Genomic DNA, 25,966 nt, shown 5'->3' with positions numbered 1-25,966 from the left:
CACGGCGTACGGGGCTTTGCCCACCTTGTGCTCACTAAGGGAGTAGCCACTGTTGGGGTCACAAGTATGTTCATACAGTTTAAGTGGCTGTTGAGAAGCGTCTGTGCGCGTTCTCAGGCACAACGTCCTTACATGACGTTTCAACCGATGCGCAGCCTCGGCGCGAGGGTTGGCATGTCGACGCTGAACTGGTACCGCAAATAAGTTCTGCACGCGCATTGCTTTGCTGCCTGATGCGAATCCGGTGGGTGACAACGGTAGTGATCACGGTGTGTCGAATTCGGATGGACCGGCCGAGTCGGGCACACACAACGTGCCCACGCCGGCCCCATCACCTTTCTAAAGAAAAGGGCGGAGTGGATCGCTCCCGATGTGTCGAACAAGCTATTTAGGCAACGGACGCCAATGGTCATCGTCATTGATAGTCTCGACGGGGATGCCGGTGGCGAGCGCCGCATCCACCATCAGGTGGGATGTGTCATCGCCGCGAAAGGCGAGCACAAGATCAGGCTGCAACAAGCCGATCAGCAGGTTTCGCCAACGTTGTGGGCTATCGGCTAGCCGTTCGAGTGCAGACACTTGGGTGTAATGCATGCCGGTCCTTTCGGCCCAGCGTCGCGCCAGCTTATCCGCGCCCGATCGGTCGCCGACGATCAACAGGGAGATGGCGTGGGTGTCGAGTACGCGGTGCATCACGTGTACGTTGTCGTAGTCGCTGGCACCGCAGACGAGCACGACCGGATGGGTCTTGGACATGGCTGATTTTCCTGTCGGGCACGGCGAAGCAGCGACTCAGCGTCATCGCTGAATCGTGTAGGCGCATGCCTAATTCAAGCGTCAATGAAGCCCGAAGGATGGCGCACCGAACCTAGCTCCGATGCGCCACGGGGGCGATCAGAGACGTGCTTAGGTTGCGACGGTGGGTGAGAGTTTTACCCCAGAGGCCGCGTGTTCGAGACATCGAATCACTCTCTCGAATGCGGCCTTCATGTCACCGGAGGGCAGCTGCGCCGCCGGCTGGGCCAGCAGACCCTGTGGAGCCACACCAGGTTTGCGCCGGTGGCCTCGGTGCCTACGCACCTTGGCCCGTACCGCAGACGCCGTGTGGATCGGGTCACCCAAAGGAGGGTGGGACGCGGCCCGGCTAGCGGCTAGCTCGCCGCCGGCACATGCCGAAGAACCGCTGCCACCGGGAAGTGGCACGCGAATGCATGTCGTATGATCGTGGACAGCCATCATCAACTCTACATAAGTTGGTTATGGTTAGCGGGTCGGGAGTGCTCTTACACTCTCGGCCCGCGCCTCATGACCCAAGGTCATGGTCACTCGCCCAAGTGCTGCAAGAGCCCCCACGAGTGACAACTCGACGTTAGCAAAAGGACGGCACATTGCCTGTCAGCGATTGCCGATACTTTTTGGACGCATTCGCGCCCGATCCAGGCCCCCGACATGCTCGGGGTTTTTTATGGCCGATGTCGGCGACGCCAGTAGAACACCAGGCCGATGCTGATCAGGAACGCCGAGCCGCCCACCACTTTGCAAAGAAAGAGCGTGGTGTTGGTGCCGGCTGGCGGAATCGTCGATGTGATGATGGCGAGCGCGACAAACGCGAAGCCGGTGCAGCCGGCAACTAGCGCGGCGGTGGCGCCGAGTGGTGATGCGGTTGCTGTGGCATCTGTGCGTGCAGCGCGTCGGCGCAGCAGCGGATACGCGAGCAGGATGTAGGTTAATGGGAGCAGGGACATGATGGCGGTCATGTCGATGAGGATGATGTACGCCTCGTGGATGGTTGCGCCGGAAAGCGCCGCCACCAGCATCAACGAGGTCAGCACGCCCTGGATGAGTAGCGCCACATGCGGTGTCTCAAAGCGCGGATGCAGACGGCCAAGCGCCGCGGGCAAATAGCGATCCAGGCCGACCACGAAAGGCAGGCGGGCCGTGGCGGTGATCCATGCGGTAATGCCGCCAATGGTGCCCAGGGTAACGAAGGCGGCGGTGATCGAGCCGAACCACGGCAGGTGTGCACGCTCGCCAATGGCGGACAACGCCTGCGGAATACCGCTGATGATGTCGATGGTGGAGGCGGGCAGGGCGACCAGCAGTGACGTCGTGCCTGCGATATAGATGGCCGCGATCACAAAGCAGGAAATGATGGTGGCGCGCGGAATCTGTCGCGACGGGTCCCTGATTTCGCCGCCCATGATGGGGCCCAACTCGAGCCCCTGAAAGGCAAGGGCAATGGTGGCGAGACTGGAAAACGTCGACAGCTGTCCGAAGTCGGGCGTCAGCTTGGCAACGGTGAAAGCGGTCGCGCTGCCGAACCGAAACAGTGCGAGTGCACCGCCGCCGAGAATCAGAGCCGCGGCGGTCCAGGTGGCGATGCCGCCGATGTTCTGCAGCCACTTCGCCCGCTCAAGGCCAAGAATGCCCAGGCCTGTCGCGGTCCACAGCACGAGCAGGCAATAGAGCAGGTTGTAGCCACTGTCGTTGGCGTGCTGCAGCCAACGATCGCCGCCGACGTGCAGAAAGATGCCGGCACTGAACAACAGTGCGGTGGGGAAATAGGCGAGGTTGGAAACCCAGTAGGTCCACCCGGCAATAAAGCCATGTAGGTCGCCGAACGCCGCCTTGGTCCAAAGATAGAGACCGCCTTCCCCCGGAATGCGCGCACTCAGGTCAAGCACGGCGAGTGCCAGCGGAACGAAGAAGCCGACCAGCCCCAGCAACCACAGCAGCAGGCTGGAGGGGCCAACCTGCGCCGCCACCGATAGCCATCGCAACGCGACGATGGCCACGATGTTGAAGAGAATCAGATCCCACGTGCCGAGAACGCGACGGAGTTTTGGTTCATCCCTGTCCATCGTCGTTGCAGCCATGGTGCGACCTTCCTCAGCAGGGGAGCGGGGGCGTTCGGGTATCGGGGACTTAGAGCCGCTAACAAACCTATGGGACGTTATCCGGGCCCACGCCGGAATGACGAGCCTGAGGCGCCGTCGTTTTGTTAGCCACGCTTAGGCACTCTCCTGCGAGGTGGCGTGCGCGTCCATGCGATGCGGCGCGGATGCGTGTGACGTGGCGGGCGGCGTGCCGATACTGCGCAGCGGCAGGCCGGCCATCAGGTTGCGCTCGATTTGTTCCAGCGTGACGCCCTTGGTCTCGGGCACCAGCCAGAAGGTGAGCGCAATGAAAACCAGGTTTAGCGCACCGTAGAGCCAGAACGTGGCGCCGGTGCCGATACCGTTGAGTAGCGACAGAAAGGTCGCGCCCACGATCATGTTGGCGATCCAGTTGGTGAAGGTGGAGCAGCCGATGCCGAAATCGCGGCCCTTCAATGGCTGAACTTCCGAGCAGAGCGTCCAGATCAGCGGGCCTGCCGACATGGCGAAGCCGACGATGAAGGTCAGCAACATGCCCACGGTGAACAGCTGCTGCGCATGCGTTGCAATGCCGGCATTCATCATCGCGCCCACCACGCCAAGCCCCACGGCCATCACTGCAAAGCCGGTGTAAAGAATCGGCTTGCGCCCGAGCCGGTCGACCAGGCCAATCGCGATGAACGTGGCGAGCACATTGGTCAGGCCGACGATAGCGGTGAACCACAGCTGTGCATGCTCGTCGTAGCCCATGTTCTGGAAGATGCGCGGCGCGTAGTACATCACCACGTTCATGCCGGTGAACTGTTGCATCAGCTGCAGCAGCACGCCAAGGCCCACCGAGCGGCGGAAGTTGGCATTCTCCTGAAACAGATGCCAGCCACGCTGCGGTGTGCTGAGCTGCTCGGCGATATCCGCCAGTTCGCGATTCGCCTGGCCTTCATCGCCGCGCAGGCGGCACAGCACCTCTTTGGCGTGCTGGGTGCGGCCGCGCATCATCAGCCAGCGCGGGCTGTCGGGAAGAAAAAAGAGGCCAAGCAGGAACAGCGCACCCGGAATGGCGATGATGCCGAGCATCCAGCGCCAGTTGCCGGTGTAGCTGAAGGCAGTGTCGGAGAGGAATGCGACCAGAATGCCGATGGTGATCATCAGCTGATACAGCGAGATCATTGCGCCACGAATTTTCTCAGGTGCCACCTCGGCCAGATACAGCGGTGCCGTGAAGGTGGCGATACCAATGGCAAGGCCAAGAACGAAGCGTGCGGCCACCAGCATCTGTGCAGAGCCCGCACCACCGCAGAGCAGCGAGCCGGCCACAAACAACAGCGCGCCGAGGATCAGCGAGCGTTTTCGCCCCAGCATGGCCGACATCCACGATGCGCCGAGTGCGCCCACCGCCGCACCGAGCATCATCGCGCTGACGATCCACTCGATCATGTGATCGGAGACCTGGAACTCTTTCTGGATGAAGGGCGTAGCGCCCGAGATCACGCCGATATCCAGGCCGAACATAAGTCCGGCGAGCGCGGCAAGAATGCAGGTGAATACCGCCGCGGTACGGGCGAGACTGATCGAGGGTGTCGCTACGGCATTCATCAGGGACGATCCTAGGGCTAGTGGATGGCGACGGCGGGTGTGGCTGCGCTCAGGGAGGCGAGCCGGCGAAACGTGGCTCGGGCAGCCCGGGCACGTCGGCGCGCCACTGGAACAAGGCGCCGGCATGAGGGTCTGCATCGAGCTGTTCTGCACGCAGTCCGTCGCGTGCGCTGGTGACATAAAGCGTTTGCAACTGCGGCCCGCCGAGCGCCGGCCGAGTCGGCTGGTTGGCAGGAGTGGTGACGATCTGCTGCTGGGAGCCGTCCGGCGCGTAGCGCACCACACGCCCCAGCCCCCATTGTGCATTCCACAGGTGGCCCTCGGCATCGACGCAGGAGCCGTCCGGCTCACCGTGCACATCACCGAGGTCAACAAAAAGGCGAGGTGTGCCCAGCTCGTTGCCGTAGGCGCAGCGATGGATGCGGCAAGACAGCGAATCGCAGAAGTACATGGTGTCGCCTTCCGGGCTGAAGGCGATGCTGTTGCTGATCGCGACCTGAGGCAGCGCGAGTCGTTCCATACTGAGGTCGTGGTTCACGCGCCAGAAACTGCCCAGGCATTGTTTCCCACCTGCAGCGGGCTCATGCATGGTGCCGAAGACAAAGCGTCCCTGGCGATCGCAGGCGCCGTCGTTGCAGCGCGTCGGCAGGTCCGGCTCAACGGCGTGAAGTTTTCGAAGGTCGCCATCATCGAGGCGAAAGAACGCAAGTTGCGACGCCAGCGCCAGCAAGAGCCAGCCATCGTCTTGGCACAACGCGAACGAAGCGAGCCGCTCGGGCATCGCCCATTGTTTCTGCTCGCCACTCTCAGGATGGAGACGAAAGAGCGTGGCGCGCTGGATGTCGGTCCAGTACAGCGCCTGTGCCCGTTCACACCAGACAATGCCTTCGCCCAGCACGTTGCCAGCATCGAGTGCGACATCCATGACGGGCAAGGTCATACCCAGCCGCCATCCACGATGAAGTCCTGACCAGTGCACATGCGGCTGTCATCCGCCGCCAGGAACAGTGCGGCGCGCGCCAGATCCTCAGCACGGAGGAAACCCGGCATGCATTGCACGCGAGCGATTTCCTCGCGGCCGGCATCGTCGAGCCACAAGCGCGCCTGCTTGTCCGTAATGACCCAGCCCGGCACCAGACAGTTGATGCGTATCTGATTCTGGCCAAGCTCGCGTGCCATGCCGTTGACGAAACCGTGTACCGCCGCCTTGGCCATTGCGTAGAGCGGATAGCCACTGTTCTTCTTCATCCAGCCGGTGGAGCCAAGGCAGATGATCGAGCCGCCACCGAGCTGGCGCATATCGGGAATGACGGCTTGCGTGGCGAAGACCTGGTGCCGCAGGTTGACCGCGACGTTGCGTTCGAAGCTGGCGGCATCGACCTCACCTAGCTCGTGGCGATGGTCGTTGGCTGCGTTGTTGACCAAGACAGCGACAGGGCCGATGACCTTGCGCGCCGCATCGATGGCGCCCTTCAGCGCATCCAGCTCGGTGATGTCGCAATGCAGATAGTGCGGTGCATGCCGCGCATCAGCGAGCGAAGCACGCAGTGACGCTGCGCTGGCGTCATCGATATCGAGAAACGCCACCCGTGCACCCTGTCGTGCAAAGTGCTCGACGAAAGCCGCACCAATGCCAGTCGCGCCGCCGGTAATCAGCACACTGCGGTCCATCAGGCTGGGGTAGGTGGCGAACGCTGTCATCGACGGACTCCGGTATGGCGGCAAGGCAGGGGGATCATGTTTACCACTCGGCAACGCTGCCGTCGTCGTGGCGCCACACCGGGTTGCGCCAGCGATGCCCCACCTTGGCGCGCTCGGCCACGTAGTCTTCGTTGATCTCGATACCCAGGCCGGGACCGTCTGGAATCGTCACGTAGCCATCTTCGTAGGCGAATACATCGCGCTTGGCAACGTAGTCGAGCAGATCGTTCGACGTGTTGTAGTGGATGCCGAGGCCTTGTTCCTGGATGAACGCGTTGTGGCACACCGCATCGAGCTGGAGGTTGGCGGCAAGCGCAATCGGTCCCAACGGACAATGCAACGCCAGTGCCACGTCGAAAGCTTCCGCCATGGCGGCGATCTTGCGGGTTTCCGTAATGCCGCCGGCGTGTGACGGATCAGGCTGAATGATGTCGACGCCGCCGATGGTCAACACGCGCTTGAAGTCGTAGCGCGTATACAGGCGTTCGCCCAGCGCGATAGGTGCCGGTGAAATGCTGGCAAGCTCCGGTATCGCGTCCAGATGTTCGGACAACACCGGTTCCTCGATAAACATCAGGTTGTAAGGTGCCAACTCGCGCATAAGCACCTTGGCCATGGGCTTGTGCACGCGGCCATGGAAATCCACGCCCAGGCCGACATGTGGGCCGACGGCCTCGCGCACCGCATGCACGTTCTCCAGTACGCGCTCGACCTTGGCGTGGCTGTCGACGTAGTGCATTTCCTCGGTGCCATTCATCTTCACGGCAGTAAAGCCGCGCTCGACCGCCGCCTTGGCGGCCTTTGCCGTGTCGGCCGGTCGATCGCCGCCGATCCACGAATAGACGCGAATGCGCTGGCGCACCGGGCCGCCGAGCAGCTCATGCACCGGCACGCCGAGATGCTTGCCCTTGATGTCCCACAGCGCCTGGTCGATGCCGGCGATGGCACTCATCAGGATGGGGCCGCCACGGTAGAAGCCACCGCGGTACATCACATTCCACAGATCTTCGATGTGGCGCGGGTCCTTGCCGATCAGGTAATCGGAAAGCTCCTCGACGGCCGCTGCCACCGTATGCGCGCGCCCTTCAACAATCGGCTCGCCCCAGCCGCAGATGCCGGCATCCGTGTCGATGCGCAGAAACAGCCAACGCGGCGGCACGAGAAAGGTGGTGAGTCGAGTGATCTTCATGCGCGGACATCCTTGGAAGTTCTTGAAATGGCGACCCATGCCTGCGCGAAGGCACGGGCCCGACGAGTGATCTCATGGAGATCGATGCCCGGCGCATACAGCGCCGAGCCAATGCCAAACCCTTGCGCGCCGGCAGCTATCCACGACGCCATGTTGTCGGGAGCAATGCCGCCGACCGGCAATACCGGTACATCGTTTGGCAAGACTGCACGCCAGGCTTTGAGCCCTTCCTCAGTCACCTGATGGGCGGGAAACAACTTCAGTCCATCGGCGCCAGCAGCCAGCGCACTGAAGGCTTCGGTGGGTGTGGCAACGCCGGGCACGCACAGCAACCCGGCTTGCTTGGCAGCGCGAATGACCCTGGTGTCCGCGTGCGGCATCACCACCAGCTTTCCGCCGGCAGCGGCTACCTCATCAACTTGCTCGGCACTCATCACCGTGCCCGCGCCAACCAGGCAGTCGTCGCCCAGGGTTTGCACCATGGCGCGGATGCTGTCGTAAGGGCGCGGCGAGTTGAGCGGCACTTCCATCACGCGAAAGCCGGCGTCGGCGAGTGCGCGACCCACGGCGGCCGCTTCGTCAGGGCGAATGCCGCGAAGGATGGCAATGAGAGACAAAGGGTTGAGCCAGGCGCTCAGCACGGCATGGAATCCTTGGGCAACGACGACCCACTGTGTGGGACAAGACCGATATGACGGGCGATATGCCAAAGCCCGTAAGCCGCAGCATCAACGACAGGAGCGCGTAGCGTGATGCCGAAGTGCGACGCTGCGATGCGGTAGCGATCGCACAGGGCATCGTCGCCGATCAGCTGAAACGGCTCATCGGGCGGGAAGCGGCGTGCAGTCAGGGCAACGCGAAACTCTTCGCCGATCAACAAGCCCGACAGGTACTCGGAAACGGCGCCGGGTGCGAGGCTGCCATCGAGCATCAGCGATCGCGCGGAGAACAGCCGGCTGAGGGCACCTTCTGAGCTGCTGTCGCGTGCCGTCATCACGCCGCGCTCGAACGCATCGGGTGTTGCCAGTGCATCGCGTTGGCCGGTGCCAAGGATGGAGTGATTCCACAGCAGCGAAAACAACTCACCGGTCATCAGTGTGCAGAAGTCGGTGACCGCGCCATTCCTCACGCTCACCCATTTGCTATGCGTGCCCGGAAGCACCCAGTTCGACGCGGTGGCCAGCGAAGGCTCAAGCACCATGGCACCGATGATCTGGGTTTCCTCGCCGCGCATCACATCCGGACCGTGCGAGTTATGCAGGCCGGGAACCATTTGGACGTCCATGCCATCTGCCGCGCGCACCTGGCGCACTGAAGTGCCCAGCTTGTCGAGGTTGGCAGGAAGTTCGACGTATGGCACTTCCAGCCAACCCTGGCGACTGCCGATCATGCCGCAGGCAAGGCGGGGCAGTGTGGGCCAACCTGCGGTGATGTCAGCAAGCGCGGCATCGAAGCCGCCGTCGGGCAGGTGGCGCACCCCCCAGGGACGTGTCCGTGACTCATGGATCTGGCCGTTACCATCCAGCCAGTACGCACGCAGCTGCGAGGTTCCCCAATCGAGGGCAATCAGGCCGCTCATGCGCGCGCACTCGTGTGAAGGGTGGCGGCAAAACTCACGGCGCTTCCTTCCACACCAGCGTCTGCGCCGGTGCAAGCGGTGCCTTGCCGTGGATGATCTGCGCCCCCGCGGGCAGCGTTGGTTGGAAGGGCTCCGGGTTGTAGTTCACCATCACGTTGTAGCCGCCCCGCCATTCGACGAACACGCCCTTGGGCAGATCCTCGATGGCAACGCCTGCTCGCTGATACACGCTGCGCACAAGCTCGCGTTCCAGCACACCGTCGTCGGTGGAAACACCGATCATGGTGACGCTGCCCTTGCCCAGGCGGCGAGTGGTCGCGGCGGCCTTGCCTGCGTAGTAGTGGTCGGCATACGTAGCAAGCACTTCGGTGCCGGCGCGTGGCGAGAGGATGTCGGCCCAGCGATGCCAGTCATGTGTTTTGCCGGCCGCCGTGACATGCCCGTTGGCGCTCGGCGGAATCATGTCAAAGCCCTCCACGTCTGCACCGATCAAGTCGAGAATCGGCGCGGACCACGGGCCCTCATGGAAGTGTCCGAGTTCGTTCTTCTGTCCGGTGCGGCTGGTCAGGATCAGGTGGCCGCCTTGTTCCACATACTTGCGCCACTTCTCCGCCAAGGCTTTGCTTACCATCTGGTAAGCCGGTGCAACCACGAACGGATAGCGGGAGAAGTCATCGCCCTCGGCGATGAAGTCCATCGGCGCGCCGGTGCTCTTGACCGCCAGCGTGTAGGTGTTCCGATAAGCCCAACTGTTCCACTGCGTGGTTTGCGGCTGGATCTCAAGATCCCAGAAAACGTCCTGGCTCCACAGATAGCCCGTGGATCGCGCGGCCATGCGTGCTGGCAATCGCGCTTGCGCGTCGAGCTTTTTCTCGAGCGCCTGAATGTCGTGCACAGTGTCGACAAACTCGCGGCCGGTGCGCGAAAGCGTCACGCCGTCCGTACCGACAATGCCTTCGTGATACATCTCGCTGCCACGCAGCGGATGGCGGTAGCGATACGTGCTGAGCAACGAGGCACCCGAAGCGAACGCATGCCACATCCACATGCTGACTGCGCCCGGCATGGGTTGTGGATTGATTTCGCCCCAGTTGACCTGGCCCGGTTGCAGCTCCATCACACCAAAGGTTCCGGTGATGGGGCGGAAAAAGGCCGCCGCTTCCATCAGGTTCGCCGGCTTGCCTATGGCGAAGCTGTCGCCGCCCAATACGTTGGCGCCCGCAACCGGATAAAGCGTGAAGGTGGTGAAGTCCAGGCCGTGGCTACGGCGCGGATCTGTCGCGGTGGAAACGTTGGTGTAGTTGGTCGTCACCCATTGTTCGGGTGTCGCAAATTTCTTGATGATCGCTGCCTGCCCATCCAGAAACTGCCCGGTGGTGTCGGCCTGAAAGCGGGCGAGATCCAGCAGCGCATGCGGGCTCAACTTGTCTTCGGCGGCCAGCGTGGCGTTCGGTAGCAGCACCTGGCCAAAGCTTGTATAGCGCGTGCTCCAGAACGAGCCACCCCAGGCGGCATTCATCGCATCGATGGTGCCGTACTTGCGTTGCAACCACTGGCGGAAGGCGTCGCGTGCACTGTCGCTGAAATCGGCGAAGCTGCCCGGCTCGTTGTCCACCTGCCAGCCCCATACGCGGCGATCATGGCCGTAGTGCTGCGCCATCGCTGTGACCAGGCGGTTCACGAAGGCCTGGTACTTCGCGTTGGACAGCGACACCTCCGCGCGAATGCCATGCTCATGACGCTGGCCTCGCTCATCGACGCGATAGACCTCGGGATAGCGCTCGCCCATCCAGCTGGGTGGGGCTCCGGTCGGCGTACCGATAATCACGCGCAGGCCGGCCTTGTCCGCCATGGCGATGGCGTCGTCCAGCCAGGTGAAATCGAAGCGGCCTTCTTCCGGCTCCAGATAGGTCCAGCTGAACTCGGCCATGTGGGTGAAGGTAAACCCCAGCTTGGCCATGCCGTTGAAGTCACGTTGCCATTGGTCGCGCGGCCACTGTTCCGGGTAATAGAACACGCCGATGCTCATTGGCTCGCGCTGGTGCAGCAGGGCTGCGCCCTGTGGCTGATGCGGGCCAGCCACATCGGCCGGAGTGGCCGTCGCGCTGGCGATCATCATGGCGGTGGTCAGAGCCGTTGCGAGCAAAGGCCGAAACATAGGGGCTTCCGTTAGCCAGTTCTAATTGTCAAATTATACTACTATTAGGACAGCTGCAATCTCTGGTAGGTGAGTTCGCCCATGGATCTATTGACCCCGGACGCGGCATTGAATCTGGCAGAACGCCATTGGCATATCCATGGCGAGATCAGTCCGTTGCCATCCTACGCGGACCAAAACTTTCGCATTCGTGCCGATGGCGGCGATTACGTGCTCAAGGTGGCGCATCCCTCGTGGTCGCGCCCGGATATCGAATTGGAAAACCACGCCATGATGGCGCTGGCGGCACGCGAGCCGTCGCTGGGCGTCCCAAGGGTGCAGCTGTCACAGGGTGGTGAGCACCTGCTGGCGCTGCCGGTGGCAGGACAGTCCTGCCTGGTGCGCGTGCTCAGTTATGTGCCGGGCAAGACCTATGCGGAGGCTATCGGCAAGGTGTGGCCTGATCAGAGAGGCGCCCTGCATGCAAGTTTGGGGCGCGCGGTGGGGCGACTCACACGCGGGCTGAAGGACTTCCAACACCCGGCGGCCAATCGCCAGCACGATTGGAACCTGATGCATCTGCCCGGTTTGATGGGCGAGGTGAACCACATTGATGATGCAGCGCTGCGCGGTATCGTTGAAGCTCGGGCGGGAGCGTTCTGCGCTGCGCTGCCGCAATGGTGTGCCGAGATGCCGGTGACCGTGCTGCACAACGACGCCAATGATATGAATGTGATCGTCGCCGACGACGGTGCCGAAAGCCGGGTCAGCGCCGTGATCGATTTCGGCGATATGTGCACCAGCTTCCGACTGGCCGATCTTGCCATCGCCTGCACCTACGCCATGCAACACGAGGTGGATCCGGTTGCCTGTGCGCAACGCATCGTCGACGGTTATCTGGCCGAGTACCCGCTCACGCGTATCGAGCTGCAACGTCTGCATGCATTCATTCTGGCGCGCTTGTGCCATAGCATCCTGATGGCGACACGTTCGCATCGGGAGCAGCCGGACAATCCCTTCGTTCTGGTCTCCCAGCGCGGCGTGCGGCAGTTGCTTGGAGAACTTGCCGACGTCGACCACGAAGCCATCGTGCGGCCCTATCTGGAATCCAGCCATGATTGACACTGCTTCCCATCCGTCGGCCCGCGTGGTGCCCGAGCGAGGCAATGACGAGATTCTTCAGCTGCGCAAGGCGCATCTGAACCCCACACTCAGCGTCGCTTACCTGGAGCCGCTGAAAATCGTGCGTGGTGAGGGAGTTTGGCTATACGACCAGCATGGCAAGGCCTACCTGGATATGGTCAACAACGTGTGCCATGTCGGCCACTGCCATCCGCGCGTTGTGGCGGCGGGGCAGGCGCAGATGGCGCTGCTCAATACCAATACGCGTTATCTGCACGACAACATCGTCGAGTACGCGCTTCGACTCACGGCTACGCTGCCCAAGTCACTGTCAGTGGTTTTCCTGACCAACTCGGGCACCGAGGCCAACGACCTGGCACTCCGGTTGGCGCGTGCGCATACACGCGCCGAGGGCGTCATCGTGCTGGACCATGCCTATCACGGTCACTCGCCTTCGATGATCGAACTGAGCCCGTACAAGTTCAACGGCAAGGGTGGTGTGGGGCAGGGCACGCACGTGAGCGTGTTGCCGATGCCAGATACGTATCGCGGCCTCTTCGGTGATACGCCCGATGCGGGTCCCAAGTACGGGCGGCTGGCCTCATCGGCGATTGGCGAGCTGCGCGAATACGGCGTAGCCCCGGCGGCGTTCTATGCGGAATCGTTGCTCGGATGTGGTGGTCAGATCGTGCCGCCACAAGGTTATCTGGCGGAAGCGTACGCTGCCGTGCGAGCAGCGGGCGGCGTATGCCTGGCTGACGAAGTGCAGGTCGGTTTTGGCCGGGTGGGCGATCACTTCTGGGCGTTCGAGTGCCAGGGCGTGGTGCCTGACATCGTGACGCTGGGCAAGCCCATCGGTAACGGCCACCCCATGGGTGCGGTGGTGACCACGCCGGAGATTGCCGCGAGCTTTGTCACGGGCATGGAGTACTTCAACACTTTCGCTGGCAACCCCGTGTCGTGCGCCATCGCGCTGGCGGTGCTGGACGTGATCGCGGAGGAGCAGCTGCAGGAAAACGCGCGACATGTAGGCAACCTCCTCATGGCCGGCCTGCGTGAACTGCAGCAGCGTTATGAAGTGATAGGCGATGTGCGCGGGCAGGGGCTATTTATCGGTGCGGAGTTCGTGTGCGACCGTGGTGCCAAGACACCGGACTCGCCGCGTGCCAAGGCCGTGGTGGAGGCAATGAAGGCGCGTCATGTGCTGCTCTCCACCGACGGACCGGACGACAACGTGCTGAAGATCAAGCCGCCCATCGTGTTCAGTCAGGCTAATGCCGAGGAGTTTCTTGGGAAGCTCCACGACGTGATGCGCGAGATGTAGCGTGCGGCTGGCTTTGCGTCGTAGGCGGTGTTTCGCTCAATCGCGACAGCCAGATACCGAGGCTCTGGACCCCGGCCGGCGCCGGGGTGACGGCTAAGACGAAGTGGTGAGGCAAGAATTACCCCCCCTCTCCCCAGCCCTCTCCCGCAATGGGAGAGGGAGCCAGGAGCCAAGAGCCGTACCTCGTTGCTTTTAGCCCTCTTCGCTATGGTGCGTTGCGGTGTAGCCGTACCGCGTGTCGGGCGATCGTGACGATTCGAGCTTCGCGGCAGCCAAGGTTCTTATTCAACATGACGCTACGACTACCTCGCTCTTGAGGCCGTTTTCTTTGGGTTACTTTTGACGCGAAGCTAATCCCCGTGGGACTTTTGGGCCAGCAAAAGAAAAGTGACTCGAGCGCCGGCAGGTGATCGAAACGCCCGCCGCGTCCCACGGGGACTAGCTTTGCGTCGTAGGCGGCACGCTGGCGGAAACGCCACATTCAGAGCCAAGAGCAAAGTCACTGGATGACCAGCTTCGCTGTTGTAAAGCGCTTCCCGCTTTCGCGGGGATGACGGTGAGGGAAACAAGCGTTCACGGGAATGACGGTGAGGGACACGCGCGTTATCGCGAGCACCGTCAATCACACCAGTCCTCTCCCGCTGGGAGAGGGTTACAAGAGCAAGGCTCCTCGGCTATGCAGTCTGGTCAGATGCAAATGTGAAGTGGGAGTGGATTTCGCAAACCCAATCCCCCATCAATGCGCCTTCTTCGCACCCTTCTTACGCCGCTTCTCAAGATTGCCACGCGAGTCGGTAATCATCGCCTGCATAGCCTTGCGAGCCACCTCCGGCTGATTACGGCGAATGGCCTCAAGCACCTTATGGTGATGCGGCAGCGAGTATTTGAAATCCGCCACCGTTTGGGCCGACAACACAAAGAACATACCCAGCACGCTCTCGATCACCGAAAACAGCGAGATCATCATCTCGTTGCCGGTGGCCTGAAGCACGGCGTTGTGGAAGCTGAGGTCAGCCACAGCCCACTCGCTAGTGTCCTTGGCAGCGTCCATCTGATGGTAGGCGGTGTCGATCTTGGCAAGCTGCGCGGCGGTGCGCTTGCGTGCTGCTGCAGCGGCGGCGGCCGGTTCGATGATCTCACGCATCTCGACCAACTTCTCGATGAAATCGTCGGTAGGCATGGACGCGCAACGCCAGGAAAGCACGTCCGGGTCGAGCTGGTTCCACGATTCCGTGGGGCGGATGCGGGTGCCGGTTTTCGGGCGGGCCTCGATCAGGCCTTTGGCGGACAACACCTTCAGCGCTTCGCGCAACGCGTTGCGGCTGACCTGCATGCTCTCGGCAAGGGCATCCTCGCGCGGCAACACATCGCCGGGCTTGAGGTCGCCGGCAACGATCCTTGTGCCCAGTTCACGGACAACCTGGCCGTGCAAACTGCGTGCATCCGTCGCTTTCATGGTGTGCTTTTCTCCGCAGCGTAGGTCACGCGCGCGTTGCGTGTCTCGCGTTCTGCCACATGATTCAAACGTCACCCTGTGCTGCGGTGCAACGTTCGCTGGAATTTATCATACAAGGTCGTCGAGCAACGTTTGAACCGCGCATCTCGATGCGCAGACGCCTCGCGCTTCCCGCGGTTCGCCTACCGATCTCGTGACGACAGTCATGACGCCGGCTGCTCATTGCGGCCAAAGCAAACCCTTCCCCTCGCGTTGCCTTGAGGCGCTTAGTTCGACCGCATGAGCTTCGTTGCCCGGTCGTCATCCGTCACTTTTGACGTATCGTACTATGGTAGGACAAATAGAAAAATATGCGATAGGATGCGGCCCACAGCGCAGGGGGCTACGGCATGTGGGTTGCCAGCCAACGCGGCGCCGTATCGCAAAACACAACACAGGTCAGCGCGCTTACGCGACTGAATCGATGCCACGACGAACGCAACGTTCCAATGTTCCGGGGAGGAACTTTCGAAATGAAGGGTTGGAAGAAGATCGATAAGCAGGTGTTGGCTGCCGCCATCGGCGCCGTGTTGATGACCAGCGCGTTGCACGCCCAGGATGCGTCAGCGCCGGCAGCGCAAACGCAGACCCAGGATCAGAATCAGGCGCAGCCTGCCAGGGCGGCCAATAACGCCTCGGTCGAACAACGCCAGCAGGCGGCATCGGCCAACCGTACCGTACAGAGCCTGGATCAGGTGGTGGTAACGGGTAACTCCACGGCGGGCGGTATCCGCAAGATCGACGCCAGCTATTCGATCACCTCGGTTTCCCTGCAGCAGATCAAGGAACTCAATCCGGTCAGCGTGGCCGACTTGCTGAAGATCTCGCCGGGTGTCTATCCGGAATCATCGGGTGGCCAGACCGGTGCAAACATCGAAGTCGCCGGCTTCCCATCCGACAGTGGTGCGCCATTCGTCACCATGCAGTTGAACGGCTCGCCGTTGTTCCCGAAGTGGGACTACTTCACCGATGCCATGGTGCGTCTGGATGACACCATCGATCGCCTTGAGGCGGTCCAGGGCGGCACCTCGGTGCTGTACGGCAATGGCCAGCCGGGCGTGATCGCCAACTTCATCCTGCGCGAAGGCAGCAGCAAGCCCACGGGTGATATCGGCTTTACCGTCGGTTCCGAAGGCATGTATCGCCTCGACGGTTTCTATGGTTTCCCGATCAGCAAGGACAGCGGCTGGTACGGCAGCATCGGCGGCTTCTGGCGCAAATCCGATGGCGTGCGCAATCCGCAGTTTCCCGCCGACGACGGTGGCCAGCTGACGGCTACGCTCAGCCACGACCTCGACCACGGTTCGATCATGTTCTTCGCGCGTGTGCTGAAGGACAAGAACCAGTGGGTGACCGACACGCCGATCCTCAACCCCTCGGCCGGCCAGTTCTCGGCCTACCCCAACTTCAGCCCCCTCACGGGTACGTTCGGCAGCAACGCCTCCCGCCGCATGTTCCTGCAGCTGGACCCGTGCTACACCGCGGGTTGTGCGCCGGCCGGGCAGAACATCGACATGGCCAACGGCCAGGGTGGCAACGTCCACATCTTCGGCGCCAATCTGGATTTGGATTGGGATAACGGCTGGTCGCTGTCGGACAAGCTGTTCTTTGCCAATGGCAACATGGACACCACCGCGTTCTACAGCACGGGCGCCAACCCGGACACGCTGTCCAATACCATTGCCGGCATGGCCTCCTCGTTCGGCCTGCCGTCCAACCTCACGGCCAATGCCACCTATACCAATGGCAAGCCGGCGAACATGAACGAGAACGTCACGATCCAGAATCCGGAATACATCCACAAGCAGATCAATTCGGTCACCAACGAATTCCGCCTCAGTAAGGAAATCTTCGAAGGCAACACGTTGACCTTCGGCAACTACGCCGCGGTGTACTCCGAGCGCCATATCGAAGAAGACGGCCTGAACATGCTGATGCAGGCCCAGAACAATCCGAGTCCGATCGTCGTCAACATGACCGATGGCGTGAACAACTACGCACTCACGGACAACCAGGGCCTGTTCTGGAACAACCAGCCGCAGTCGTGGATGGCGTTCAACGAACGCTGGCACGCCACCACCTGGGCGTTCTACCTGGCGGATGTCTGGAACGTGGGAAAGTGGCGTTTTGACGGCGGTGTCCGCATTCATCACGATGACATCGGCGGATGGTTCCAGAACACCTCGTCGGGCGACCTCGATAACAACCCGAACACGGTGTACAACAACAACGCCGAGTTCCTGGTCAACAGCAAGATCCACCCGAGCAGCTCGCGCAGCGCGCCGTCGTGGACGGTGGGCGCCAACTACACCTTCAATGACAACATGAGCGCCTACGCGCGCGTCAACGACGGTGTGTTCCTGCCGGGCTTTGACGATGTGGTGAACCTCGATCACCCGCCGATCGAGAAGATTCACAACATGGAAGTCGGGTTCAAGTACCAGGCGCCGTGGATCTTCGCCGACATAACGGCCTATCGCAGGCTGTTCCACGGCATTCCGTATTCGATCAATCTGCCCACCGGCCAGATCAACCTTGTCTACGGCTCGGTGACCAAGGGCCTCAACGCCGCGGTGACGGTGAAGCCGTTCGAGAATTTTTCGATTGCGCTCAGCGGCAACTACATGAACGGTCATTACTCCGACTACACCGGCTGCGTGCCGTACGTGGCGCAGGATGGCAGCAATCGTTGCGACACCATCAGTGGCAATCAGATCGACCGCCAGCCGAAGGTGCAATACCGCTTGACCCCGGCCTACGTGATTCCCACGAGTTGGGGCAGCCTGAAGCTGTGGCTGAACTATGAATACGTGGGTACCCGCTATGGCGACCAGTTGAACCAACAGCCGCTTGGCCACTACTACGATTTCAGCGCCGGCGCGATGGCCAACATCGGTCCGAACTGGGTAGTGACGCTGCGTGGCACCAATCTCACCAACCAGATTGGCATCACCGAAGGCAATGCGCGCCTGTTTGGCTTCGCCAGTGGCGGCGGCGTCATTCTCGCCCGCTCCATCGAAGGCCGTGAGGTGAACCTGCAGGTCAAGTATCAGTTCTGATGATGGTTCTGGTCTTAGTCCCTCCCCTGGACTAGGCAGCGAGGCGCCGGTGCACAGCCGGCGCCTCGCATTTTTTGTGGTGGCCTTCTGCGCGTAGGCCCGTGCTAGGGTGTGAATTCCCCTCAGGAGCAGCGTGTGATCTATCCCTCGACTAGGCACCGGCGCATCGCGATGCTTGCCTTCGTTTTGGCGCTGATGGGTGCAAGTGCGCACGCAGCGACCGCAGCGAACACGGCCGGGAAAGCCGACGCTTTCCTTGATGTGCTGGATATGCATGGCACGCCAAAGACCGCGGACGACCGCAGCTTCAACATCTTCTTTGACGCGGGTGCTTGGCACGGCTACAGCCTGCCGTCCGGTGATGACGGTTCCACCGGCTTTTCCGGGCCGTTCGTGCACAGTCTCGCGGGCGGTCAATGGGCAGGAACGCGTTTTGCCGAGTTGGTGCTAAGCGATGCGGCGAGTCATAAGAAGGTGGTACTGACGCCCGTCGAAAGCCACGCGGCTCCGGGTTATCTGGTGCGCAGCTACTCCGCGCCCGATCTGTCAGTCCGCCAGACTTTGTTCTTTGCCGATTCGTGGCACGCCGTTGTGAAGATTGACATCACCTCCACGATGGAGCGAACGATGGATCTTTCCGTCGTGGAGCGTGCGATGGCCTTGCCAGGTTCCCACCTCGCAGAAGATGCCGGGCAGGTGGTGCAGAGCTTCGACCACGGTCGCAGCACGCTGACCACGCAATTACATGGGGATGACCACGGCCGGGTCACCATCAAGGGCAATGTGTACCAGATCGCCCTCGGTGCCCCGCTGGCACTGAAGCCCGGCGAGACCATAAGCGTCTTCGTGGACCAGACCCTGGTCTATGACAAGGACAAAGAAACGCCGCCATCCGTCGACGCCAGCGCCGCATGGCGCGCAAATCGCGAACGCTGGGCGGAGTATCTGCAACACGCATCGTTGAGTCACCTGCAGGGCCTGCCCGACGACGTGGCGCAGCGCGTCGCGGTCAAATCCATGCTGACGCTGCTGGGCAACTGGCGCGCGGCGCGCGGCGACCTCCGTCACGACGGCGTGATTCCGTCATATTCCAATCCCGACTTCAACGGCTTCTGGTCATGGGATTCGTGGAAGCACGCTGCCGCGCTTGCCTACTTCGCGCCGGATCTTGCGCGCGACCAGATGCGCGCCATGTTCGACTACCAGGGTGCCGATGGCATGGTTCCCGACTGCGTCTACCTGGACAAGGCGGAGAACAACTGGCGCGACACGAAGCCCCCGCTGGCCACATGGGCGGTGCTGTCGATCTATCGCCAGACCGGCGACCGCACCTTTGTCGCCGAGATGTACGACAAGCTGGTGCGTTATCACCGCTGGTGGTTTGCCGCACGCGATCACGATCGCAATGGCCTGGCCGAGTTCGGCTCCACCGATGGCACGCGTATCGCGGCAGCCTGGGAAAGCGGCATGGACAATGCCGTGCGCTTCGATCATGCAGTGATGGTGAAGAACGGCGATGGCGCCTGGTCGCTCAATCAGGAATCCGTCGACCTCAATGCTTACCTCTATCGAGAGAAGCTTGAGCTGGCAGAACTGGCGCATGTACTCGGCAAGGCTGCGGATCAGCACAAGTGGCAGCAGGAAGCGGCCGTGATGAAGATGGCGATCCAGCAGCGCTTCTTTGATTCGGCGGCGGGATACTTCTTTGATGCTCCGCTCGGCAGCGACAAGCGGGTACGCGTCTACGGTTCGGAAGGGTGGACGCCGCTCTGGGCAGGCGTTGCCAGCGAAGAGCAGGCGCGCGCCGTGAGCAAGGCGATGCGCGATCCAAACAAATTCGACACGGTGATGCCGCTGCCTACGTTGGCCAAAGACGATCCCCATTTCTCGCCCATCAAAGGTTACTGGCGAGGGCCAGTGTGGCTCGATCAGTCCTATTTCGGTGTCGAGGCACTGCGGCGCTATGGTTTCCGAGATGAAGCTGATGCGATGGCACGAAAGCTTGTGCTCAATGCGCAGGGGCTGACGCAGCAGGTGCCGATGTACGAGAACTATGATCCGCTTACTGGACATGGCTACCAGTCGCCTAACTTCAGCTGGTCGGCGGCGAGCTATCTCTTGTTGTTGCGGGAGGCCGCCCGATAAAGCCACGTTGCTTCATGGCGTATTGAACGCTGGTCCATAGCTACGCCCGTCCCACCATCACGGTCATCCCCGCTTTCGCGGGGATGACCGTGAGGGAGAAAGTAGAGTTTGTCGGGCATCCAGGGATGAGCCGCGGCGCCGAGTCGCTCAAAACTTACTGTGCTCCACATCTCGCTCGCGATGCATCAGCGTCCACTCCGCATGTTCCGTCAGGGCAGCATCGCCAAGCGCCAGAAGGATTTCGCGCTGTTTGACAGGATCTGCAGTGCGGTCGAGAGCGGTGCGAGCACTACTGAAAATCCGTTGCATGAATCGATACTGGCGAATCAGCTCTTTGTCGGCCTTCCGATAGGCATAAGCCTCGCGCACGGCCGCAACAATCGACAGGAACGCCATGACCATCACCAGCGTTGTCTTGATGCCCTCCGGCAATCTGAGCGCGAACGCCGCAAGAAAGACACTGATCGAAATGCCACCCCAAAGGCTGACCAGGCCGATGGTTTCGGTGACGTGATGCAAGCCGGTGCGCTCCAAGGTCTTGCGCTCGAAGTAGTGAAGTTGGCCGCTCTGGCCTGACTTCCCGACCCACTCGTTGATTACGCTGGCCAACGCTTCGGGCGTGTGGCTGTCCAGACCGCTGGTCGTGTAGATGCCGGCGGCACGCATGACGTGACGAATCCAGCCCAGTTCAATGTTTTGCTTTTGCAGAAAGCGGTCGTGCGAAAACTCATGGTCGCCGCTTGCGGAGATGCCGGCGCGCCGCCAGTAAGCCTGCACGCGGAGACCCTCAGCGAGGGCCCGGTAGTCGAGGTATTTGCGGTGCCATCCCTGGTGGCGGGCGAGAAGGGCAACGATACCGCCTAGCGCGAACAGCAGCAGAAAGGTGTAGATGAGAAAGTCCTGCTCGGACAGGTGGGCATAGAAGGTAAAGGCAATACCCATCAGTGCGGCCAGGACATAGGTTGTACGCAAGGCCAGCAGTACACGCCTCTGGAAATGCATGGCCAGCCAGTCCGCGTCATGGAACAGACGCCCGATGAGCGTGTCATCGACAGGTCCGCTATCGGACTCACTTTCCAATGCAGCGTCGATCTGCTCGCCGTACTTGGCAGTATCCGCGTTGAACTCAGCCACATGCGCAAACATCGCGCGAAACTCGTCAGGCAGCTGGTCGCCCGGGAACACATGGTCGCCGGTTCGCCATACCACCTGCAAAGGCGATAGGCCCGGCGCGACGTCGTCATGCGCCCCCTCACGCGAACAAACGATGTGGTACACCAAACGTTCGTCACCGCCACCGAGTACATGACGGGCCTCACGATGACGCACGGTCAGGCCGGGTAACTCGCCATTCAAGTGATAGTTCACGATCTGCGCGGTGCCTCCGAGACGGCCGGAATCCTTCCCGTCCCAGATCGCGAGAAGGATATGGCAATGACTGGCGATGTAGACGCCCGCCTTGGCGTACTGCCTGTCGCGCTCTGCACCCGGCGTGGCAATGTCGGAACGCGATACGCCTTTCAGTTTGGGAAGCTGCACGATGCTGGCCCGGTCGTACAGGGCTTCAAAGGAAGCGCGTGTGTCGGGATGGACGAAATCATCCAGATACAGGTCATGTGGCAAGGGCAAGGGCGCAATGAGCGAAGCGCCAGCGGTGAGTGCCTCCTGCGCAACCAACTGGTCGCCGCCTTCTGCCAGGGCAGATAGCACCAGCAGGGGCAACCCAGGAAACTCCCGATGAATCAATGCAAAGAAGTCCCGCACACGTTGTCGTACCGGTTCGATCTCGTGCGCGGGAATATTACGGTGGCTCGTTACACCGACAACGAGAGGCACACTCATATGTGCGCCTTGATCCGATGCGGGCACCGTCAAGCGTACATTTGGGCCAAAAAGGGGTTGGTCCATTATCGGAGTGATTCCTTTCCAGGCTGGCTACCTGTTCTCGATGGTTGGATCGTTAACGCCGCCTCCAATGGATACGGCTTGCGTTACGTGGACCGTGCCGTTGATGGTGACGGCCAGTTCGTACGCCCAAGGTCCACCGACTCCCGGATAGTTGTCCTTCATCGTTATTTTCTTGTTGTTGTTGCTTTCCGAGGGCAAGTTAAACGTACCGTCAGGGATGTTCTGATCAGGTGCCCACTGGAACCCCGGTTGAGGCGCATCGAATGTATTGAACTGGCCTGATGCGGCGTTGTTGATGAGTTGCCAGTTGATATCGTCCTGCTTGTCTATCACGGTATTTTTGTGATCGACGAACAGAAATCCGGTGGTCGTGTTGAGGTCGACAGAGAGATCTTTGGCCATGGCGGACTCCTAACTTGGTTGGGTTTTTATACCGACGCTCTTTCCGTTCTCGACATCCCCCCGTTCGTTGTGCGGGCTACTATCGATGCGTGTTGTCTCCGGTAGCCACCAGCAATTTCTGTTGAAAGCTTTCATTGACGGGATAGCTGATGTTTTCGTTGTGCATCAGCTGCAGGAAAGCCATGTCACGATAGCCGCTTTCCCAAAGCTTTCGAATGATGGGCTGTGCTTCGGCATGGCGTTGAAGTGACAGGAGCGCCTGTGCTTGAAGCGAAAGCAAGCGGGGGTCGTTGCGGCCGTTTTTGGCGCTAAGCACTACTTTCATGGCGTCATTGCGCAGTTGTAATGCAAGTGCTTCATCGCCTGAGAGCGCGGCGGCCAGCAGCATGGCGTTCACGGTGGCAAGTAAGGTACTTCTGTCACCAGGGTGTTTGGATAGCGCCGTACCGAGAGCCTGCTGTGCGGCTTGAAGTTGTGTTCGGGCCGCGTCGATCTGCCCGGCATCACGTGATTGCTGCGCTTGCTCGACCCTGGCCTCTGCAAGGTCGCGTTGCCATTCGGTGTTGAGCGGATCTTGTCGGGTAAGGCCAAGAAAGGTGTCCACCGAATGCATGGCTAATGCTTTGGCAGAAGCTGTATCTCCCGTCAGTCGACGGAAACTTCCAAGCTGTGTCTGGTATAGCGCTAGGCATTCCTGGTAGTCAGTGTCCTGAGGGTCAAATGTCACCAGCTGCGACGCCATATCAACGGCTTGCTGTAGATCGGTGGATCCCGCGTCGATATCGCCTGCGAGCTCCAGTGTTCGGCCAAGGATGGCACGGACCACCAGCACGTGTTGGCGCTGCATATTGTCTTTGGGGTTGCGTGCGGCAAGCGCGGATTCGAGCGCGTCGTCTGCCTTGTACTCTGCAATCGCCGACGCAATATCGCCACGCATGAGTGCAATCTTTCCAAGATTGTTATGTGCGCGACCGAGCTGGAGCGTCCATTTGCTGTTGTCGGGCTGCATTGCATGAAGGCCTTTGCAGAGATCCAGCATGCTGCGGTAATGGATGGAAGCGTCATCCACGCGGTCGCCTGCCTCCATGACATGACCGAGGTTGTTGTCGATGATGGTCAGCTTGAACGTGACATCACTGTTGCCTGGTGCATCCCGCCCAGCGGCCTGAAGCACCGATTGAGCTGTGAGAAAGCTCTCTTGTGCCGCATCCAGGTCGCCCTGCTTCCACTGGGTCATGCCGATGAACGCCAGGATGTTTGCGTAGGCAAGCTTGCGTGCCGCATCGGACGGCGATGATTCGACCAGTGCGGACGCAAGTTTTGCTGCGGCCTCATACGACTCGAGCGCTTGCTGCAGGTGCCCCTGGTTCTGGCGCACGCTGCCGATCTTTTCGAGCGCCTTGGCGCGTTGTTCAAGTGCCTCGTCAGTGACGTCAGTCGAAGGCAGCGACAGAAAGTAGGCCATGGCCTGGTCGTCCACCGACTGCAAGACATCCAGGCGCGACTGTTGTTCCAGTTTGTCGGTGAGGTCGCCGAGCATGAAGCTGACCAGCGCCTCCGCCTGCTTTTGTCTGCGCTCTGCGGCGTGGCGAGCTATGACGGCTGTGATGGCCAGTGTCGTTGTCATGGCCATCACGATCAACGCCATGGCGGCTACTGCCGTCATGCGCCGCGTGCGTCGCTGCAGCTCGCGGCGCTTCAGTGCGTCAAAGCCGATACCAAGGATGCCTGCAATGAGCTTGAGCTTGGCGTTGGCTTTGCCGTCCTTGCCATCGCGAGCGTCGGCGGCGATCGGTTCGGTGTGCTCGCTTCCCAGTATGTCGTCGTCGCCCAGCCGAAAGCGCAATGCGGGGGCAAAGCACTCCTCGCTTTCGCGGCCAGGCAACGCGCTCGCATCGGGCTCTCCGTCTACAATCAAGCAGAAGATGTGATCACTACGCCCGAGTCGCTTGAAGGCGAGCACTTCCTCGTTCACCCATCGGGAAGCCGCTGAGCGCGGCGAGCAGACGACAATAAGGTTGGCGGATTCGCGTAGCGCTTCGTTGATCTTGCTGCCGAGGTCGGTCGCGCTGGCGAGTTCGTCCCGGTCTCGGAAAACGGGTGCGAGTCGCCTGGGTATGACGCCTGCAGGTGTGGTCTGCCCGACCAGCCGTCGTGGAACCCGATAGGTCTCCAGTGCTCTGTGCAGCCAGCCAGCCCAGTCTTTGTCCTGGTGGCTGTAACTGATAAATGCGCGATACCGGAATTCCGGTAGGGCAGCGTCGGTCGCCATAGCCAGCCGCTCTCCAGCACAAGGCAGCGCATTCCCTTGCCAGGGAGTCCTCGTACATCGGGCGGTGGTATGGCAACGCTGGCCAGGATCAGTGGCCTGCACCCCTATGGCGGGGCGAGGGTATCACGTGTATCCGCGCTGTTTGTGCTCTGGCCTTTCACGTGTGAACTTTCACGCGAAATTGACAAAGCGCCTGTGCGCATCAGTGGACGTAGTTGAGGGCAATGGCAGGCGTCACCGTGTCGGTGCTGTTGTGGCCTCCGGTGAACACGCGCACGCCAACGATGACGCCGAGGTTGCTGCGCCAGTTGTATTCGATGGCAGGCGCAAACGCGAAGCTTGCGCTTGATCCGATGTGATAGCTCAGCGGCGTGACACCACTCTGTGATGTGACCGTGCCATGGACCTTGCCACCGTTGGTGTAGTGATAGGCCAGATCGAACGCGAGGACCCAGCGTTGCGTCATGCTGTATTCCCACGCGGCATTGACCAGAAAGCCGTTGCCGGGACTTGCATGGCCGCGAAAGCCCGGTGGCGTGCCGTAGACGCTGACATCGCGAATCGACGCATCACTGGAAAAGGTTCCGCCGATGTTGAAGCGCATACGCAGAATGCGCCCATTGGGAAGCCAGAAATAGGTTTGCGTGTTGAGCTGGATGGTGGTGGTGTAGGTGCCGTTGCCCTGCGCGTCGGCCAGTGGATGGTTCAGTTGGTCATATCGGCCAGTGGGCAAGGTCTCCTGCACCATCAGCGCCATAGCCGGTATCCAGCTGCCTTCGTGAAACGAGTGGAGGCTGTATTGCGCCTGCACACTCAGGTCACCCGGCTCAATGTTGTCGCTGCTTGGCCCGTTGTTGACACGGTTATAGGCGAACGTGGGAATCAGGCCGGCCATCCACCGGTCGGTGACGCCGTACTGGAGATAGGTGAGCGAACCGAAGCTGTCGAGGTGTGGTGAGCGTACGTCGTACAGGTAAGGCTCGATCAGATAGTGACCCTGTGGTAGCGCCCCAGCGGAGTTGGCGATCAAGGGGCCGGTCCACCATGCATCGCTCAGCGACTGACGATCACCGCCGGCCGAGGAGGCATCGTCCAGCGCCGCGAATGCCGGAGAACTGATGGCTAGTAGCAGCCACGGCGCCATGGACAGAAATCTGAGCATCA

General features: G+C 61.2%; 19 protein-coding genes and 1 pseudogene. 5 read left to right on the top strand and 15 right to left on the bottom strand.

Going from position 1 to position 25,966, the window contains the following annotated elements; genetic code table 11:
* Positions 1-384 precede the first annotated feature (384 nt).
* The 9 genes from AC0GUR_RS11720 to AC0GUR_RS11680 form a co-directional block, all read right to left on the bottom strand.
* Positions 385-756, bottom strand: a complete 372-nt coding sequence (locus AC0GUR_RS11720) for an SLOG family protein (protein ID WP_472877652.1) — start codon at positions 754-756, stop codon at positions 385-387.
* 707 nt (positions 757-1,463) lie between these two features.
* Entirely contained in the window at positions 1,464-2,876 is a 1,413-nt protein-coding gene (locus tag AC0GUR_RS11715) for an APC family permease (protein ID WP_472877651.1), read from the bottom strand.
* Between the two features lie 135 nt (positions 2,877-3,011).
* A complete protein-coding gene (locus tag AC0GUR_RS11710) occupies positions 3,012-4,469 on the bottom strand; it encodes a sugar porter family MFS transporter (RefSeq protein ID WP_472877650.1) in 1,458 nt (485 codons plus the stop codon).
* Between the two features lie 49 nt (positions 4,470-4,518).
* The gene (locus tag AC0GUR_RS11705; protein WP_472877649.1) at positions 4,519-5,409 is read right to left on the bottom strand and encodes an SMP-30/gluconolactonase/LRE family protein; all 891 of its coding nucleotides are present in this window, start codon (positions 5,407-5,409) and stop codon (positions 4,519-4,521) included.
* The gene (locus tag AC0GUR_RS11700; RefSeq protein ID WP_472877648.1) at positions 5,406-6,170 is read right to left on the bottom strand and encodes an SDR family NAD(P)-dependent oxidoreductase; all 765 of its coding nucleotides are present in this window, start codon (positions 6,168-6,170) and stop codon (positions 5,406-5,408) included. The genes AC0GUR_RS11705 and AC0GUR_RS11700 overlap by 4 nt, the downstream gene beginning before the upstream one ends.
* A gap of 40 nt (positions 6,171-6,210) precedes the next feature.
* Entirely contained in the window at positions 6,211-7,359 is a 1,149-nt protein-coding gene (dgoD, locus tag AC0GUR_RS11695; RefSeq protein ID WP_472877647.1) for a galactonate dehydratase, read from the bottom strand.
* Positions 7,356-8,000 (bottom strand): 2-dehydro-3-deoxy-6-phosphogalactonate aldolase, encoded by a 645-nt coding sequence (locus AC0GUR_RS11690; protein WP_472877646.1) that lies wholly within the window; start codon positions 7,998-8,000, stop codon positions 7,356-7,358. Before AC0GUR_RS11690 ends, dgoD begins: the two co-directional genes overlap by 4 nt.
* Entirely contained in the window at positions 7,994-8,938 is a 945-nt protein-coding gene (locus tag AC0GUR_RS11685; protein ID WP_472877645.1) for a 2-dehydro-3-deoxygalactonokinase, read from the bottom strand. Before AC0GUR_RS11685 ends, AC0GUR_RS11690 begins: the two co-directional genes overlap by 7 nt.
* A gap of 34 nt (positions 8,939-8,972) precedes the next feature.
* On the bottom strand, positions 8,973-11,096 hold the full coding sequence (locus AC0GUR_RS11680; RefSeq protein WP_472877644.1) for a beta-galactosidase: 2,124 nt from the start codon (positions 11,094-11,096) through the stop codon (positions 8,973-8,975).
* A gap of 81 nt (positions 11,097-11,177) precedes the next feature.
* On the opposite strand from AC0GUR_RS11680, the gene AC0GUR_RS11675 reads away from it, so the two are divergent.
* Together AC0GUR_RS11675 and AC0GUR_RS11670 are read left to right on the top strand one after the other, a co-directional pair.
* Positions 11,178-12,197 carry a phosphotransferase gene (locus tag AC0GUR_RS11675; RefSeq protein WP_472877643.1) on the top strand — a complete coding sequence of 340 codons (1,020 nt, stop codon included), beginning with the start codon at positions 11,178-11,180 and terminating at the stop codon, positions 12,195-12,197.
* Positions 12,190-13,521: an aminotransferase class III-fold pyridoxal phosphate-dependent enzyme gene (locus tag AC0GUR_RS11670; RefSeq protein ID WP_472877642.1), complete on the top strand. Its 1,332-nt coding sequence runs from the start codon at positions 12,190-12,192 to the stop codon at positions 13,519-13,521. The genes AC0GUR_RS11675 and AC0GUR_RS11670 overlap by 8 nt, the downstream gene beginning before the upstream one ends.
* A gap of 736 nt (positions 13,522-14,257) precedes the next feature.
* Here AC0GUR_RS11670 and AC0GUR_RS11665 read toward each other — a convergent pair.
* Positions 14,258-14,977, bottom strand: coding sequence for a FadR/GntR family transcriptional regulator (locus AC0GUR_RS11665; protein ID WP_472877641.1), 720 nt, complete (start codon positions 14,975-14,977; stop codon positions 14,258-14,260).
* Between the two features lie 512 nt (positions 14,978-15,489).
* Here AC0GUR_RS11665 and AC0GUR_RS11660 point away from each other — a divergent pair.
* Positions 15,490-18,075 carry a TonB-dependent receptor gene (locus AC0GUR_RS11660; protein ID WP_472877640.1) on the top strand — a complete coding sequence of 862 codons (2,586 nt, stop codon included), beginning with the start codon at positions 15,490-15,492 and terminating at the stop codon, positions 18,073-18,075.
* 171 nt (positions 18,076-18,246) lie between these two features.
* On the top strand, positions 18,247-20,220 hold the full coding sequence (locus tag AC0GUR_RS11655) for an MGH1-like glycoside hydrolase domain-containing protein (RefSeq protein ID WP_472877639.1): 1,974 nt from the start codon (positions 18,247-18,249) through the stop codon (positions 20,218-20,220).
* A 147-nt stretch (positions 20,221-20,367) separates the two neighbouring features.
* Here AC0GUR_RS11655 and AC0GUR_RS11650 read toward each other — a convergent pair whose 3' ends face one another.
* The 3 genes from AC0GUR_RS11650 to AC0GUR_RS11640 all read right to left on the bottom strand — a co-directional run bounded on the left by AC0GUR_RS11650 (position 20,368) and on the right by AC0GUR_RS11640 (position 24,070).
* Positions 20,368-22,062: a hypothetical protein gene (locus AC0GUR_RS11650; RefSeq protein WP_472877638.1), complete on the bottom strand. Its 1,695-nt coding sequence runs from the start codon at positions 22,060-22,062 to the stop codon at positions 20,368-20,370.
* 93 nt (positions 22,063-22,155) lie between these two features.
* Entirely contained in the window at positions 22,156-22,530 is a 375-nt protein-coding gene (locus tag AC0GUR_RS11645) for a hypothetical protein (protein WP_472877637.1), read from the bottom strand.
* 79 nt (positions 22,531-22,609) lie between these two features.
* Complete coding sequence (locus tag AC0GUR_RS11640; protein WP_472877687.1) at positions 22,610-24,070, bottom strand: tetratricopeptide repeat protein; 1,461 nt, start codon at positions 24,068-24,070, stop codon at positions 22,610-22,612.
* On the opposite strand from AC0GUR_RS11640, the gene AC0GUR_RS11635 reads away from it, so the two are divergent.
* The gene (locus AC0GUR_RS11635) at positions 24,038-24,523 is read left to right on the top strand and encodes a hypothetical protein (protein WP_472877686.1); all 486 of its coding nucleotides are present in this window, start codon (positions 24,038-24,040) and stop codon (positions 24,521-24,523) included. The genes AC0GUR_RS11640 and AC0GUR_RS11635 overlap by 33 nt on opposite strands.
* Here the strand turns inward: AC0GUR_RS11635 and AC0GUR_RS11630 are convergent.
* Positions 24,488-24,802, bottom strand: a pseudogene (locus AC0GUR_RS11630) (toll/interleukin-1 receptor domain-containing protein); the annotation flags it as partial. The gene AC0GUR_RS11635 and the pseudogene AC0GUR_RS11630 sit on opposite strands and share 36 nt — an antisense overlap.
* Before the next feature lie 202 nt (positions 24,803-25,004).
* A complete protein-coding gene (locus tag AC0GUR_RS11625; protein ID WP_472877636.1) occupies positions 25,005-25,964 on the bottom strand; it encodes a transporter family protein in 960 nt (319 codons plus the stop codon).
* Positions 25,965-25,966: the final 2 nt, after the last annotated feature.

The organism is Dyella sp. PARNA 12/25 (genome assembly GCF_055702865.1).
The sequence above is the reverse complement of the archived record's forward strand: the minus strand, read 5'-3'. Positions and strand labels throughout refer to the sequence as shown.